The 16467-nt window shown below is 59.3% G+C and carries 14 protein-coding genes; 13 read left to right on the top strand and 1 reads right to left on the bottom strand.

Features of this window, described 5'->3' with window-relative positions; translation table 11 throughout:
* The first annotated feature begins 1 nt into the window (after window position 1).
* The 8 genes from G6R15_RS06900 (at window position 2) to cls (ending at window position 9441) form a co-directional block, all read left to right on the top strand.
* Window positions 2-943: a DUF58 domain-containing protein gene (locus tag G6R15_RS06900; RefSeq protein ID WP_164659046.1), complete on the top strand. Its 942-nt coding sequence runs from the start codon at window positions 2-4 to the stop codon at window positions 941-943.
* On the top strand, window positions 940-1416 hold the full coding sequence (locus G6R15_RS06905; protein WP_164659047.1) for a DUF4381 domain-containing protein: 477 nt from the start codon (window positions 940-942) through the stop codon (window positions 1414-1416). Before G6R15_RS06900 ends, G6R15_RS06905 begins: the two co-directional genes overlap by 4 nt.
* Window positions 1413-2405 (top strand): VWA domain-containing protein, encoded by a 993-nt coding sequence (locus tag G6R15_RS06910; protein ID WP_164659048.1) that lies wholly within the window; start codon window positions 1413-1415, stop codon window positions 2403-2405. The genes G6R15_RS06905 and G6R15_RS06910 overlap by 4 nt, the downstream gene beginning before the upstream one ends.
* Entirely contained in the window at window positions 2398-3918 is a 1521-nt protein-coding gene (locus G6R15_RS06915) for a VWA domain-containing protein (RefSeq protein ID WP_164659049.1), read from the top strand. Before G6R15_RS06910 ends, G6R15_RS06915 begins: the two co-directional genes overlap by 8 nt.
* Complete coding sequence (locus G6R15_RS06920; protein ID WP_164659050.1) at window positions 3915-5315, top strand: BatD family protein; 1401 nt, start codon at window positions 3915-3917, stop codon at window positions 5313-5315. Before G6R15_RS06915 ends, G6R15_RS06920 begins: the two co-directional genes overlap by 4 nt.
* Window positions 5316-5375: 60 nt before the next feature.
* On the top strand, window positions 5376-6953 hold the full coding sequence (locus G6R15_RS06925; RefSeq protein ID WP_164659051.1) for an arylsulfatase: 1578 nt from the start codon (window positions 5376-5378) through the stop codon (window positions 6951-6953).
* An 87-nt stretch (window positions 6954-7040) separates the two neighbouring features.
* A complete protein-coding gene (locus tag G6R15_RS06930) occupies window positions 7041-8003 on the top strand; it encodes an HAD family phosphatase (RefSeq protein ID WP_164659052.1) in 963 nt (320 codons plus the stop codon).
* A 25-nt stretch (window positions 8004-8028) separates the two neighbouring features.
* Window positions 8029-9441, top strand: coding sequence for a cardiolipin synthase (cls, locus tag G6R15_RS06935; protein WP_164659053.1), 1413 nt, complete (start codon window positions 8029-8031; stop codon window positions 9439-9441).
* Here the strand turns inward: cls and G6R15_RS06940 are convergent.
* Complete coding sequence (locus G6R15_RS06940; RefSeq protein ID WP_164659054.1) at window positions 9438-9872, bottom strand: potassium channel family protein; 435 nt, start codon at window positions 9870-9872, stop codon at window positions 9438-9440. The two genes, cls and G6R15_RS06940, sit on opposite strands and share 4 nt — an antisense overlap.
* A 168-nt stretch (window positions 9873-10040) precedes the next feature.
* On the opposite strand from G6R15_RS06940, the gene G6R15_RS06945 reads away from it, so the two are divergent.
* The 5 genes from G6R15_RS06945 (at window position 10041) to G6R15_RS06965 (ending at window position 16410) form a co-directional block, all read left to right on the top strand.
* A complete protein-coding gene (locus G6R15_RS06945; RefSeq protein ID WP_164659055.1) occupies window positions 10041-10688 on the top strand; it encodes an ABC transporter ATP-binding protein in 648 nt (215 codons plus the stop codon).
* The gene (locus G6R15_RS06950; protein ID WP_164659056.1) at window positions 10685-13099 is read left to right on the top strand and encodes an FtsX-like permease family protein; all 2415 of its coding nucleotides are present in this window, start codon (window positions 10685-10687) and stop codon (window positions 13097-13099) included. Before G6R15_RS06945 ends, G6R15_RS06950 begins: the two co-directional genes overlap by 4 nt.
* Complete coding sequence (locus tag G6R15_RS06955) at window positions 13089-14132, top strand: lipocalin-like domain-containing protein (protein WP_164659057.1); 1044 nt, start codon at window positions 13089-13091, stop codon at window positions 14130-14132. The genes G6R15_RS06950 and G6R15_RS06955 overlap by 11 nt, the downstream gene beginning before the upstream one ends.
* Window positions 14125-14679 carry a pyridoxamine 5'-phosphate oxidase family protein gene (locus tag G6R15_RS06960; protein WP_164659058.1) on the top strand — a complete coding sequence of 185 codons (555 nt, stop codon included), beginning with the start codon at window positions 14125-14127 and terminating at the stop codon, window positions 14677-14679. Before G6R15_RS06955 ends, G6R15_RS06960 begins: the two co-directional genes overlap by 8 nt.
* Window positions 14680-14829: 150 nt before the next feature.
* Complete coding sequence (locus G6R15_RS06965; protein WP_164659059.1) at window positions 14830-16410, top strand: ABC transporter substrate-binding protein; 1581 nt, start codon at window positions 14830-14832, stop codon at window positions 16408-16410.
* Window positions 16411-16467: the final 57 nt, after the last annotated feature.

Consider the following 16467-nt stretch of genomic DNA (forward strand, 5'->3'; position numbering starts at 1 on the left):
CATGGAGGCACATGAGACACCGGACCTGAGGGTTCACACCACCACCGATCAGCTGCGCAAGCTGGGGCCATTATCGCGCGGCATCTCCCTGCTGCCGCGCCAACCGGCACGGTCGATCCTGAACGGGCGTCACGCCTCGCGCCTGCGCGGGCGTGGTTTGAATTTCGAAGAACTACGCGATTATCTGCCTGGCGACGACATTCGCACCATCGATTGGAAGGTCACCGCCCGCACCGGCAGCCCCCATGTGCGCGTCTACACCGAAGAACGTGACCGACCCGCTCTGGTCATCGTGGATCAACGCATGACCATGTTCTTTGGTTCGGTCAAATACATGAAATCCGTGGTCGCGGCCGAGGCAGCCGCCATAGTGGCGCATCGCATCCTAGCCCAAGGTGACCGATTGGGCGGGCTGGTGCTGGCCCCGGGACGGATCGCAGAGCATCGTCCCGAGCGCCGCGCACGTTCGCTGAACCGAGTGCTGAATTCGGTCGCTTCGGCCAATCAGATGCTGAGCGCAGATCTGGACGACAGCGCCGAGCCCAGCCTGAACGCGGTATTGAAACAGGCCACGCGGGTGGCAAAGACCAACTTTTTGGTTACCGTATTTTCCGATTTTGCAGGCCTTGATGACAGCTCGGAACCGCTGTTGCGACGGCTGGCGCAAAACAATGACCTGATCCTGTTCAACGTGTCGGACCGTTCAGCCCAGGCGCTGCCATATGGATTGCGGCTTTCGATCTCGGATGGCACGTCGCAGGCAGAATTGGACACCAGCGACCCAAACATCCACGCACGGGTTCAAACTGCATTGCTAAATCGGCTTGAGACCCTGCGCCATTGGTCACGCCGCTATGGCATCCCGATGGTGGAACTTGGCACCGACCGCTCGGCTCTGTCGCAGATGCAAGCGCTCTTTGGTCTGCGGGGGGCAAGTCGATGAGCGAAACGCCTGAAACAACGTCGCTAATCGGGTTGCTGGATCAACTAGAGCCGGTCCCGGTTCCGACCGCTGTTCCGATGTATCCGCAAACCGTGGGTTGGCTGGTGCTGGCCGCTGTTGTGGTGGTCTTGCTAATCCTGCTGATCTGGCGCTGGCGTCTTCATCGACAAGCGACCGCGCATCGTCGGGCGGCCTTGGCCGAACTGTCACAAGCCGGGGATGACCGCGCCGCAATCGCCGAAATCCTGCGTCGCACTGCGTTGATCTCGTTTCCCCGCGCGCAAGTCGCCGGGTTGACCGGAGCCGATTGGGCCGCGTTCCTGGATCAGAACTATGGCGGCAGCGGCTTTGCCTCGGCGACCGGGCAAGCCTTGTTGCGCGCGCCCTACACCGGTTCGGCCCCAGACGCGCACGCCACGGATCTGGCGCGCGACTGGATAAAACACCACAAAGCGCAAGGGGGCCAATCATGACCCTGTCCCTTTCAGCCCCACTGTTGCTGCTCCTCTTGCCCCTGCCCCTGCTGGTCTGGTTCTTTGCCCCGCCGCACCGCCATCGCGTCCGCGCGACCCGCGTTCCGTTCTTTCGTGACCTGACCCAGGCCGCCGGGGTAAAAGCACATCAAGGCGCCCTGATCCTACGCCGAAGCACCTTGCAGATGATCGCGGCCTGTCTGGTTTGGGCTTTGCTTGTTCTGTCGTTGTCTGGTCCCGAAAAGCTGGGCGAGCCGATTGTGACGGACAACGCCGCCCGTGATACGGTGCTGGCGCTCGACATTTCGGGCTCGATGGATGAACGCGATTTCGTCGCCGAGGATGGCACCCGAAAACAGCGGCTTGAGGCGGTCACGGACGTCCTGCGCCCCTTCATCGCCGAACGCGACGGCGACCGCATGGCCCTGATCGTGTTCGGCACCCGCGCCTTTGTGCAGGCACCTTTCACGGACGACCTGCAAAGCCTCAACGGGTTTCTCGATCAGACTCAGGTCGGCATGGCCGGGCCAAACACTGCCCTAGGTGATGCCATCGGGCTGGCGATCCGCACCTTTCAGGGCAGCGAGATTGAAGAACGGTTGATGATCCTGCTCAGCGATGGCGGCGACACCTCGAGCACGATGACCCCAGTCAACGCCGCCACCATTGCCGCAGACGAAGGCGTAACGATCTACACCATCGGTGTAGGCGACCCCGAGGCAACGGGTGAGGCGCGGGTCGATCTGGGCATTCTCGAAGACATTGCCAAACGCACGGGCGGTGAGTTCTTCTATGCCGACGATCAAGAGGCCTTGAATTCGATCTACCAACGCATTGACGAACTGAATCCGCGCGCAGTTGAAACCACCAGTTATCGGCCCAAGACCAGCCTGGCCTTTGTCCCGCTGGCGCTGGCCTTGGTTATCGTGCTGCTGACAACAACTTTGCTGCATCTTGGCTCTCGCAGACGGGGCGCGCGCCATGTTTGACACGCTGTCGCTGTTTCATTTCCTGCGCCCGCTGTGGCTGGTCGCCGTGCCGCTGATCCTGCTTTTGTGGTACCTGGTGCGACGCCGACTGGATGGCCCGACCACCGAAACTGCGGGCCTTGCGCCCCATCTGGCCGAGGCGCTGAGCGTGGGCACGCGTGATCACCGCCGCCTGCATCCCATCGACGGCTTTGCCTGTGTTGGAGTCCTCTTGGCACTGGCCAGTGCGGGGCCGACGTGGAGCAAGCTGCCCAACCCGCTGATCGCAGACACTGCGCCGTTAGTGGTTGCGCTCAAAGTGACACCCAGCATGGAACAGACGGACCTAGCTCCCAGCCGGTTAGAACGCGCCCGGTTCAAGATCACCGATCTGATCACGTCGCGTGCAGGCGCGCGCACCGCCCTGGTCGCCTATGCCGGATCGGCCCACCGAGTCGCGCCGCTGACCGAAGACGCCAACATCTTACGCCCTTTGCTTGAAGGTCTGACACCCCAGGCCATGCCGGTTGACGGTGACAGCGCATCAAGCGCGTTGACCCTGGCACAAGGCGTTTTGACCGACGCCGAAACCCAAGGTGCGATCCTGTTCGTGCTGGATGACTTGGATCCTGCCGAGGCCAAGCTGTTTGAAACCGCCGAGCCCGACGGGACGCAATTGATCTTTCTGACCGCCCTACCGCCCGGCCAATCCCTGGCGCAACTGGACCGCATCCCCAATGCCACTGTGGTCCAGATGACAGCGGATGACGGCGATCTGGTGCAGCTCGACCGGGCGATCAGGTCGGCTTATGTCGCGGCCCTGGGACAGGATGACCGCCTGCAATGGCGTGATCGCGGGCGGCTGTTGACGATTCCGGCCGCCCTTTTGGTACTGCTCTGGTTCAGGCGCGGGTGGACCACGAGGTGGGCCATAGCTGTACTGCTCCTCCCCTTGATAAGCGCGCCGCATCAGGCACAAGCAGAAGGATGGCGGGATTGGTTTCTGACACCTGATCAACAGGGCCAGATCGCGATGAACCGCAAAGAGTATTCATCTGCCGGGAACCTGTTTCAAGACCGCTACCTTGCAGGGTACGCCAAATACAAGGCCGGGCAATACGCAGACGCGGCAAAGATCTTTGCCGCGCTGTCCACGCCCGAAGCCGCCTTTGCCGAGGGGATGGCCCGCATCCGCAATCGCGAGTACCGCCCTGCCATCGCCACCTTTGAACGCGCGTTGGAACTGCGCCCGGGCTGGCCCGAGGCCGAGCATAACCTGGCCCTGAGCAAAGAAATCCTGGAGTACATAGAAACCACCCGCGAGCAATCGGATACCGGCGAGGACAGCGGAATTGGCGCCGACGATGTGGTCTTTGACAACGACGTACAGCGCGGCGCGGACACAACCACGGAATTCGCGGACAAGAACGCCACGCCGCAGACGGCGGATCAGTGGATTTCAAGCATCGACACGGACATGACCAAATTTCTGCGCAGCCGGTTTTTGATTGAAAATCAGGAGGCTGGGAAATGAAACTCACGCTCCTGACCACCGCATGTCTTGGCCTTTTGTGCACTGCTGCCTATCCGCAGGGGGCGCTGTATCCCACACCCCGGAACGAGCAGAACCCGCCCGAGGCACAAGCGCAAACCACGCCCGAAGACCCCGCACCCGAACAATCCGCCGGCATCGGCCCCATCGTCGAGGTCGAACTGTCGGCACCCGACGTTATCGTCGGCCAGCCCATCCGATTGCAGATCAAGGTCCTGGTGCCCACGTACATGCCGCAACCGCCGATCTACCCGACAATCGAACTGCCTGATCTGATGGTTCGGCTTCCCGCTCGCGCCACAACGCCCACCAGCGAACGCCGGGACGGGGTCTCGCTCTCTGGCACGATCCGGACCTATCGGTTGTATCCACTGGCAGCAGGACCGTTCGAGATCCCGGAACAGGTGCTCAACCTGACTTATGCCAATCCCGAAACCAACGCGCCCACGACGACCGAGATCGCAATGCCTGCGCAGAGTTTCACCGCAACTGTGCCAGCTGCCGCGCAGGACCTGGACCCGCCGGTGATCGCCGCCGGGTTCACCTTGGAGCAGGAGGTCCAGGGCGAAACCAGCTTGGGCGTTGGCGACGCCATCACCCGGGTCGTGACCGCGCGCATTGAAGGAACGACGCCGGTACTGATCCCGCCGCTCGTGGCTGCCATCGTCGCCCCGGCCTTGCGCGCCTATCCCAAGGAACCGCGGGTCACATCCACCGAAGAGCGCGGCGTGTTGTCGGGCTCGCGAAATGAAACGGTAACCTATTTGGTGCAATCAGACGGCACCGCTGAATTGCCCGAGATCACAATCGAATGGTACGACACCACAACACAAGCTGTGCAAACCGCCACCGTCGAGGCGGTAAAACTGACCCTTGCACCGGCTCCGCTTCCACCGCCGGATTACCGCAAGCTTGCGTTGCGGGCTGCAACCGCCCTGATTGCGCTTTGGGCTTTCTGGCGGCTCATACGACGCCTATCCCCCAGAATACTCACCGCATGGGAGGCCGCCCGAGCCATTATCCGGGCGACCGAATACGCGGCCGCGCGACACGTGATCCGCTCTATTGCCGCCAAGGACTTGAACGCAACCTATACCACCGTCACAACGTGGTCGGCCCACGCTACAGCTTTGAACGCCTCTGATTGGTCAAACCTGGACAACGCCCTACTTTCCATCGGATCGAGCACATACAGCGAGCGCTCGAGAGGGGCACAAACAGATTGGCGGTTTCTCGCGCAAAGCTTCAACAAACTTAGAAAAACCAATCGGAACAAATATTTGACATTGAAAAATCAGAGAATCCTGCCAAACCTAAACACAGATCGCAATATTCCGATTTTTAGAAGTTCCCCGACGGTCGAACCGGTCGAACGATGATTATTCAAGATCAGCACGGCTCCGCGTCATCTGGTATTTTGTTCATTTGAGGAGACACACATGAACTTTTTTCGAAGTAGTTTATCCTACCTGTCTGCGGCATCAGCCGCGCTGGTGCTGACCGTCGGGTCGGCGCTGGCACAGGACGCCGAGAAACCCAACATCTTGGTGATCTGGGGCGATGATATCGGTCAATCGAACATTTCGGCCTACACCATGGGCGTAATGGGTTATCGCACCCCCAACATCGACCGCATCGCCCAAGAAGGCATGATCTTTACCGACTATTACGGTGAACAATCCTGTACTGCGGGCCGCTCGTCGTTCATTACTGGTCAGTCGGTGTTCCGAACTGGTTTGTCCAAGGTCGGTATGCCCGGCGCGCCCGAAGGCATGCAGGTCGAAGATCCAACCATCGCGGGCCTTCTCAAGGAGCAAGGCTATGCCACAGGCCAATTCGGTAAGAACCACCTGGGAGACCGGGATGAGATGCTGCCGACAAACCACGGATTTGATGAATTTTTCGGCAACCTTTACCACCTGAACGCCGAGGAAGAGCCGGAAAACGAGGACTATCCGCAGAACGCCGAGTTCCGTGAGCGTTTTGGTCCGCGCGGCGTCATCAGTTCCAAATCTGACGGCACCATCGAAGACACCGGCCCACTGACCAAGAAGCGGATGGAAACCGTGGATGATGAAACGTTGGCCGCTGCCATCGACTTTATCAAACGCAAAGAGGAACAAGGCGTTCCGTGGTTCGTCTGGTGGAACGGCACACGCATGCACTTCCGCACCCACGTCAAAGACGAAATGCGCGCACAGGCCAATGACATCGTCGGCGGCGTGGCAGATGAATACACTGCTGGCATGCTGGAACACGATATGCATGTGGGTCAGCTGCTGGACCTGCTCGACGAGCTTGGCATCGCAGACAAGACCTTTGTTCAGTATTCCACCGACAACGGTCCGCACATGAACACCTGGCCCGATGCGGCAATGACCCCTTTCCGTGGTGAAAAGAACACCAACTGGGAAGGTGGCTTTCGTGTGCCGGCAATGGTGCGGTGGCCCGGCAAGATCGATGCAGGCACTGTATCGAACGAGATCATGCACCACATGGACTGGCTGCCAACGTTTGTGGCGATGGCAGGAGTTTCCGACATCAAGGAACAGCTGAAAGCTGGCGGTGTCCAGGCCATCGGACGTGAATACAAGGTGCATCTGGATGGCTACAACACCCTGCCCTACCTGCTGGGTGAAGAAGAAAGCGCGCCTCGCGAAGAGATCTTTTATTTCTCGGATGACGGTGACCTGACCGCGTTGCGTTACAACGACTGGAAAGCGATCTTCCTGGAGCATCGTTACCCGCAGACCCTGCGCGCTTGGGCCGAGCCTTGGACTGAACTGCGTATCCCGTTGCTGTTCAACCTGCGCCGGGACCCCTATGAGCGTTCGAACATCACTTCGAACACTTATTGGGACTGGTACATTGATCGTGCCTACCTGCTGCTTCCGGCCGCGGACTACGTTGGCAACTTCCTGGCCACGTTCGAGGAGTTCCCGCCGCGTCAGAAACCCGGCAGCTTCACCATCGGCGATGCGTCCGAGATGATCCTGAAAAGTGTCGGTTCCAAGTAAGCGACACGATAAATACAAGGCCCCGGATTATTCCGGGGCCTTGTTTCGTTTTTTTTGATATTTGGGGATGTTCCTGTGTTCCGCTCTTTGACCTCTGCTCTCGCTCTTTTTGCCGCCACCACCGCATTGGCTGACCCGCTACCGTCCTGGTCTGCAACGGACACCAAATCCCAGATCCTCGCCTTTGTGGAAACCGTGACCAATCCGGCATCGGACGACTACGTGACACCAAGCGACCGGATTGCTGTCTTTGACAACGATGGCACGCTTTGGGGGGAACAGCCGGTCTATTTCCAATTCATCTTTGCCATCGACCGTTTGAAAACCATGTCCGAAGCCGACCCGAGCATTTTGAGCACCGATGTCCTGAAAGCCGCTGCTGCGGGCGACATGGAGACGGTTCTGGCCGGTGGGCACGACGCCCTGTTCGAAATCTTGGATGCCACCCACAGCGGCATGAACGTGGACGTCTTTCAACAAGAGGTGGCTGAATGGCTGGATGCCAAGCAGCATCCCGACACTGGTCTGCACTATGACCAGATGACTTATCAGCCCATGGTCGAGCTGTTGCGCTATTTGCGTGACGAAGGCTTCAAGACCTACATCGTCTCAGGCGGTGGCATCCATTTCATGCGCGTCTTTGCCGAAGAGGCGTATGGCATTCCGCCCGAACAGGTCCTGGGCACCTACACGAACACCGAATACGCCATTGTCGATGGTGAACCTGTGATCTCCAAAGCCCCTGGCATCGCCTTTGTTGACGATAAGGAAGGTAAACCCATCAACATCGAGCGTACGATCGGGCGGCGCCCGATCTTTGCTGGCGGCAACTCGGACGGCGATTTTGCCATGTTGGAATGGACCACAGCCGGGAAAGGCGCGCGCTTTGGCCTTCTCGTGCATCACACCGATGGCGACCGTGAATACGCCTATGACCGCGAAAGCCCCATAGGGCGGCTGGTCGACGGGCTGGACAAGGGGCCCGGCATGGGGTGGACTATCGTTGACATGAAACAGGATTGGCAGCGTATCTATACCGACCAGAACTGAGGCCGAAACAAGGGAGTAGACAAACATGTGGTCATTCATCGTGGCACTGAGTGTTCTGCTTCTTTTCATTGCCGCCGTATTGTGTGCCGTTCGGGCCGCCCAAACCGCCCGCACGCCTCAAGGGGCAGTGGGATGGGTGGTCTTCCTGCTGTCAGTTCCGTGGGCGGGGGTACCGCTTTATCTGTTTCTGGGTCACCACCGGTTCACGGGCTATCGCGTTGCGCGCCGTGAAAGTGAACGTGTGGTGCAAGGGATCAAAGCCTATTCAGAACATATTCGCCCTGCCCCCGAAACCCTGACGATGAACGTCAAACCGTTCGAGGCCATCGCCCATCTGCCGGTACTCAAGGGCAACGAGGCAGACTTGCTAGTCGACGGCGAGGCCACATTCAACGCCATTTTTAGTGCTATCGAGGCGGCGCAAGACTATGTCTTGATCCAATTCTACATCGTGCGGAACGATGATTTGGGGATGCGGCTGCAAGCCAAGTTGATCAAAGCCGCCAAGCGCGGGGTCAAAGTGCGCTTCATGACGGATGCGGTCGGCAGCTATCACCTACCCAATTCGTACTCCGTGGACATGCGTGCTGCAGGTATCGACGTGGTTGACCCCTCTGATCAACGGGGCCCCAAGTACCGGTTTCAGCTGAATTATCGTAACCATCGCAAAACAGTCGTCATCGACGGTATCGTCGGGTTCATCGGTGGGCACAACGTAGGCGACGAATACCTTGGGCTTGATGCCAAATTCGGTCGTTGGCGGGATACACACATTCGCATCTGCGGACCGATCGTTTCGCAGCTCCAACTGATCTTTGTCGAGGACTGGCATTGGGCAAGAGACGAGGATTTGCTGGATGATTTGAACTGGGCTGCGCCGGATGTCGAGGACAACGCCAACGCCCTCATTGTGGCCACGGGCCCTGGGGACACCACCGAAACAGGTTCGATGATGTTCTTTTCCGCGATAGCTGCCGCTCAAGAGCGGATCTGGCTTGCCTCGCCGTATTTCGTGCCCGACATCGACGTCATGACCGCCCTTACCAACGCTGCCATGCGCGGCGTCGACGTGCGCCTGTTGGTACCGGATGTGATCGACCACAAGATGCCCTGGCTCGCCGCCTTTGCCTATTTCGACGAGATCATGGCAGCAGGCGTCAAGGTCTACCGCTACACGGATGGTTTCATGCATCAAAAGGTCTTTGTCGTAGATCACGCGTTAGCCGCCGTAGGGACGACAAACCTCGACAACCGGTCTTTTCGCCTGAATTTCGAAGCGATGGCGCTGTTTTTCGACAAGGATATCGCCGCCGACGTGGATGAGATGTTGCAGGCGGATTTTGAAAACTCTTACGAGCTGGTAAAACCGATGGCGCTGCAACCGGCCTTTGTCCGCTATGGCGCACCACTGGCTCGGTTGGTGTCGCCGATCCTTTAAATCATGCCGTCGCGTTCGAACATGCGGGTCATCATTGCCACCAGATAAGCGGTGGACAATCCAAAGGCCAACAGGCCCGTCACCGATGCAAAGGCGGCAAAAATACGCAGATCAGGGCCCAACACGATGTCGCCATAGCCAAGCGTCGTGTAGGTCACGAGCGAGAAATAGATTGCCGAGTTCCAATCCGGCATCACATTCCCAAAGACCCAGGCCCCGGCCCAAATCCAGACCTGAATGGTATGCGCCAAGACAATAACACCAAGGGACACAGCAATCAGCGTCCCGGCACGGATCACAACCGAGTTTCGGGTCAACTTGATCGACAGTTTCTCTAGCCAAAGGTTGCACACAACAAGCAGCGCAATTTCCACGGCAAAACACACCCCCAAGGTTACACTGCCCCAAAAGATCTGCTCGGTTAACGTCACTGCGCCGCTCCTGTTGTCTGCACCTCTAGGTGTCGGAAATTTCACATCGGGTCAATCCGTTGCCCAGTGGGTGCGGCGGAAGGTTGCTATCTGTGCCTCATCGCTGGACTCTGCTTCGATCCGCGCCACAGTATAGGTAGGAAAGACACCAAGTTCGGGATCATCGACATGCTGCTGTCCATTGAAAACGTTGACAAAGCCTACCCCGGCGGGCGTCCTGTTCTGTCCGGTGTTACCCTTCAGCTGGATCGCAGCGAAACGTTGGCGCTGACCGGTGACAGTGGCAGCGGTAAAAGCACACTTTTGAACCTTGCGGCCGCGCTTGATCATTTTGATGCTGGTGAAATCACGCTGGATGGAACCCGGTATTCGGGCCTGAAGGATGCGGGCCGCGCGACGCTGAGACGAAGCCAGGTGGCGCTGGTATTTCAGGCCTTCAACCTGATCCCATCACTGAGTGTGGCCCAGAACCTGAGCTTTCACGCACGGCTGTCCGGGACGCTTGATGCAGCCTGGCAGGAGGTTTTGGCCGAACGGTTGGGCCTGACTGAACTGCTGGACCGGATGCCCGAGCAGTTGTCCGGCGGGCAACAACAACGTGTCGCCATCGGACGGGCCATGGCCCTGAAACCGCCGCTTCTTTTGGCGGATGAGCCGACGGGCAACCTGGACGAGATCGCAAGCATCGCAGTCATGAATCTGATGCTGGAGCTGGTCCGTGATGCCGGTTCAGCCCTGCTTCTGGTAACACATTCCCCCAGCATCGCTGCCCGCGCAGATCGTCAGGTGCATCTCAGCCAGGGGCAGATTGCATGACGCGCGCCATTGTGCAGGCCATCTGGTCCCACTGGCGCTGTCATCCTCTGCAACTTGCTACGCTTCTAAGCGGCATTGCGCTGGCCACTGCCCTCTGGTCTGCGGTGCAGGCGATCAACACCGAGGCGCGCGCAAACTATGCCAACGCGGCGCAGCAATTAGCCGCTGGATCGCTGGACCGGATCGTCGATCCGTTGGGGCCAATGAGTTTGGCCCAATACCGCACATTGCGCCGCGCCGGATGGCAGGTGGCCGCCGTTCGAGAAGGTCGCCTGACCGTGGCAGGTGGTCGCGTCGACCTCTTGGGAGTCGATTTGCTGAGCTACCCTTCGCTGCCTGCCATTACAGAGGTCTCGGACGTTCAAGGCATTGCGCCCATCGATGCATTGACTGCGCCGGGACGGCTGTTTGCCCGTGAAGTTTTGGCCAAGAGATTGCGGGCGACCCCCGACCTGCCCCCGGTGATCGAAAGCACTCAAGTGCCCGTTGGCACGGTTCTGACTGACATCGGCACAGCCGGTGCATTGCTGGGAGAACCTGAACAGATCAGCCATGTGGTCGTCTTGCCGAACCAACCCAAAGGCGCACCAGCACTGGATCAGGTCACGCCAGGCCTGCGGCGCATCTCGGCGCAAGGTGACGGCGCAATTGCCAGCCTGACCGACAGCTTTCACCTGAACCTGACCGCTTTTGGCCTGCTGTCGTTCGCCGTGGGATTGTTCATTGTGCATGGCACAGTGGGTCTGGCATTTGAACAGCGCCGCCCGATGATCCGCACCCTGCGTGCGCTTGGCGTGCCCATCCGGCAATTGCGTCGCCTGTTGCTTGTCGAATTGATGGTGCTTGCCTTGATCGGCGGCACCTTAGGTCTGATCTTGGGCCTTTATGTCGCCGGAGCCCTGTTGCCAGATGTCGCCGCCACACTTCGGGGGCTGTACGGGGCGCCGGTAGATGGGGTTTTGACGATCCGACCCGTTTGGGTTGCCTCTGGCCTAGGCATGGCGTTGATCGGAACGGCAGCCGCCAGCGGTCAGGCGTTCTGGAAACTCTCGCGGATGCCGCTCTTGTCGACGCCTGGTGCACGGGCCTGGTTCGAACAGACCCAAGGATCAGTGTCGCAGATGGCGATGTCAGGTCTGGGATTGATCGCGTTGGGCATGGTGACGGTATTGCTGGCTGACGGGCTGATCGCCGGGTTTGCCCTGCTGGCCGGTCTGTTGATGGGCGCGGCCCTGTGCCTGCCGCTCCTCTTGTCCCGCCTGCTGAACATTGGGGGGCGAACGGCAGGGTCGGCCCTGTCGGAATGGGTCTGGGCCGACATGAAAGCACAATTGCCGGGGTTGTCGCTGGCACTGATGGCGCTTCTGTTGGCGATGGCCGCCAACATCGGCGTCGGCACCATGGTATCCAGCTTTCGCCTGACTTTTACCGGGTGGCTGGACCAGCGCCTGACCTCTGAATTGTATGTTACCGCGCGCGACGACACCCAAGGCGGCGAGATCGAACTCTGGCTGAGCCAGCACAGCGACCGGGTGCTGCCGATCCGCGCGCTGGAGATGGAGCACAACGGCGCGCCGATCTTTGTCTATGGCGTCGTGGACGATCGGACCTATCGCACACACTGGCCGCTTCTGACCCCGGCCCAAGGCGTCTGGGGCCGCGTCATGCGGGGAGAGGCGATCCTGATTAACGAGCAGATGGCCCGGCGAAACAACCTCTGGCCCGGTGATTCCGTAACGCTGCCCCCGGACCTGACCTATCCAATTGCGGGCGTTTATTCCGACTATGGCAATCCCACGGCCCAGGCCATCCTGGCGATGGACGAGCTGCCCCGCTTTGGCCTGCCCGTACCCAACACGCGTTTTGGCATTCGCCTGCCGCCTGACCGCGTTGGCCCCGTGGCGCAAGAGCTGCGCGGCGCCTTTGACCTGCCGCCCGGTGCGCTGATTGATCAGGCCAACCTCAAGGCCCGCTCGATTGAGATCTTCGACAAGACCTTTGTCGTGACCGGCGCGCTCAACATCCTGACGCTTGGCGTGGCCGGGTTTGCCATCTTCACCAGCCTGCTGACGCTGTGGACCCAACGCCTTCCGCAACTGGCCCCGGTCTGGGCCATGGGTGTCACGCGCAGGCAATTGGCCGGGTTGGAGCTGTTGCGCAGTGTGATTTTAGCAGCGCTTACAACGCTGCTGGCTCTGCCTTTGGGACTCGCGTTGGCCTGGGTTTTGCTGGCCGTGATCAATGTCGAGGCCTTTGGCTGGCGCCTGCCCATGTTTGTCTTCCCGTTGGAATGGGCCAAACTGGGCGCACTGGCCCTGCTCACCGCATTGGTGGCCGGGCTGCTGCCGGCCCGGCGCCTGTTGCAGCTGCCACCCTCGGATCTGCTTAAGGTGTTTGCCCATGAACGTTAGGATGATCCTGCTTGTTCTACTGATGGTTCTGCCCGGAGTGACCAATGCACAGGGGTTTGCTGGTCTTGGCACTGATGCCGAGGGGTTTGCCGTGCCCAAGCAGGGCGCCCAATTGCAGTTCCCCCAGGACCACGGGCCCCACCCCGCGTTCCGGGTCGAGTGGTGGTATGTCACTGCCAATCTGACGGGCGCGGACGGGCGCGATTACGGCATCCAATGGACCCTGTTTCGCAGCGCCCTGCGCCCCTTTGACAGCAAAGGCTGGCAAAGTCCGCAGCTTTGGATGGGACACGCTGCGGTCACGACGCCCAAGGCGCATTTCTTCGACGAACGCTTTGCGCGCGGCGGCATTGGTCAGGCTGGCGTCACGGCGCAACCCTTTGAGGCCTGGATCGACGATTGGCAGATGGTCGGCCCCGATTTCGACACCCTCAACCTGCGCGCCAGTGGAGCCGAATTCACCTACGACCTGGACCTCATGGCAACCGGTCCGCTGGTGGCGCATGGCGACCGGGGCTATTCGGTCAAATCCGCTGCCGGTCAAGCCAGCTACTACTACTCGCAACCTGCCTATCAGGTCCGCGGCACATTGGACCTGCCAGAAGGTCCAATGCCGGTAACAGGCTGGGCTTGGCTGGATCGCGAATGGTCATCTCAACCCTTGTCCGAGGATCAATCCGGCTGGGACTGGTTTTCGCTCACCTTTGACAGCGGCGACCGTCTGATGGCGTTTCGACTGCGGGGTGAGAGCGATCTGTTCACGTCCGGTACTTGGATCACGCCCGACGGTCAGGCCACGCCCCTTGGCAATGGGCGCGTGACGGCCACGCCGACCGAATGGAATGAGGCACATGGGCGACGCGTGCCAATCAGTTGGCAGTTGCAGCTGCCCGACAAGGACCTGGATGTCCAGATTTCGGCCTTGAACCCGGCCGCCTGGATGGGAAGAACTTTTGCGTATTGGGAAGGCCCGGTACGCGTGACAGGATCACATCAGGGTAAAGGTTACCTGGAGATGACAGGCTATGACTAAGCCGACTTTGAACACCGCCTGGGCCCAGGCCTGGGCGATCTTGCAACAAGCCATCTCTGATGATCGCTCGCCATTGCGGTACATGACATTGGCCACTGTCGACAAAGGCAATGCCCCGCAGTTGAGAACCGTGGTTCTACGAGAAATGGATGCCGACAAAGCGACCCTTTGCATTTTCACCGATACACGCTCGCACAAGGTGGCGGAACTTGGCGAAAACGACGCGGTATCCTTGCACCTTTGGGCGCCTGATCATCTGTTTCAGCTGCGTCTGTCCGGCCATGCGCAAATCACCAGCGGCGAGCCAATAAAAAAGCTGTGGAGAACCGTGCCTGAACACATGCGCGAGGCTTATGGCCATGTCCCGTCCCCCGGAACCAAAATCACGGCATCTGACGCTTGGGATGTGTACCCGGACGTCAAAAACTTTGCCAAAATCACTGTATCCTTGTCTCATGTCGATATTGTTTGCCTGTCGCGCGGCGGTCACTGGCGCGCGGGATTCATCAAGGAAAACAACTGGAAAGGCGATTGGCTGACGCCTTGAGGCCAAAAAACCCATCAATTGACGCAAGGGGAGGTTGCAGACAACCGTTGCAACCCGCTCAAGGATTTGGATGATACACCCCATGAGGACCGGAAAGGTCCAATCGCCTGTGGCATCAGAATCGCAGGCTCAATAAATTGGGAGAGAATGATGAAACTCAAACATCTTCTGGTCGCCGCAAGTGCGACCGCTTTGATGGCGTCTGCCGTATCGGCAGAGACAATTCGATGGGCCCGCGCGGGTGACGCGCTGACATTGGACCCTCACGCACAGAACGAAGGTCCGACATCGGCCCTAGCGCATCAGATCATGGAACCGCTGGTCATGCGCGACATGACTGGCGCGATGGTGCCGGCTCTGGCCACCGAATGGGGCCCGTCCGAGGCCAACCCGAACGTCTGGGTGTTCAAGCTGCGCGAAGGAGTGACATTCCACGACGGTTCAGAATTCGACAGCGAAGACGTCGTCTTTTCGCTGAACCGCGCGATGACACCGGATTCCGATTACAAGGAACTGCTTGCTTCGGTCAAAGAGGTGCGCGCCACCGACAAATACACTGTTGAGATCGAGACCAACGGTCCGAATCCGATCATGCCCAACAACCTGACCAACATGTTCATGATGGACAAGACTTGGGCCGAGGCCAACGGCGCGGTCAAGGTGCAAGACTATGAAGGTGGCGAAGACACATTTGCAGCCAAGAACGCCATGGGCACCGGCCCCTACATGCTGGTCAGCCGCGAACCTGACGTGAAAACCGTCATGAAGATCAACGAGAACTATTGGGGCAAAGATGAGTTCCCGATGGCCGTGACCGAAATCGTCTATACCCCGATCCAGAACGCCGCGACCCGTGTCGCAGCGCTTTTGTCGGGTGAAGTTGATTTCATCCAGGACGTCCCGGTTCAGGATCTTGAACGTGTGGCTGGATCCGATGGTCTGGACGTGCGCACCGCACCGCAGAACCGCGTTATCTTCTTTGGCATGAACCAGGGCGATGCGGATCTGAAGAACGACAACGTCGACGGCAAGAACCCGCTGGCTGATGTCCGTGTCCGTCAGGCGATGTCCAAGGCGATCAACCGCGATGCGATCAAACAGGTTGTTATGCGTGGCCAGTCAGCGCCTGCCGGCATGATCTCGCCGCCGTTTGTGAACGGCTGGAACGCAGAAATGGACGGCTCGTCCTCGACCGACATCGAAGGCGCCAAGGCACTGATGGCCGAAGCAGGCTATGGCGACGGTTTCAGCATCCAGCTGGATTGCCCGAACGACCGCTACATCAACGACGAGGCGATCTGTCAGGCGGCTGTTGGCATGTTGGCGCAAATCGGTGTGACCGTGAACCTTGATGCCAAGCCCAAGGCTCAGCACTTCCCGTTGATCAACAACCTGGAAACCGACTTCTACATGCTGGGTTGGGGTGTTCCGACATACGATTCCGAATACATCTTCAACTTCCTGGCCCACACCAAGGGTGAGAAGTACGGTTCGTGGAACGGCACCCGCTTCGGCAACGCCGATCTGGACGCCAAGATCGTAGCCCTGGCATCGGAAACCAACCTGCCCAAGCGCAACGAGATGATCAACGAGATCTGGCAAGTCGTTCAGGATGAACAGCTGTACATCCCGATCCACCATCAGGTGCTGAACTGGGGCATGAATTCCAAGGTCGGCACCATCGTGGCTCCAGATGACACAGCCAAGTTCAAGTATTTCACCCTGAACTGATAAGTGATCTGAAAAACAAATGGCGGTACATCCTGTTCCGCCATTTGTTACATGAAC

The sequence above is a fragment of the Tropicibacter sp. Alg240-R139 genome (genome assembly GCF_900537075.1).
In the GTDB taxonomy this organism is placed as follows: domain Bacteria; phylum Pseudomonadota; class Alphaproteobacteria; order Rhodobacterales; family Rhodobacteraceae; genus Falsiruegeria.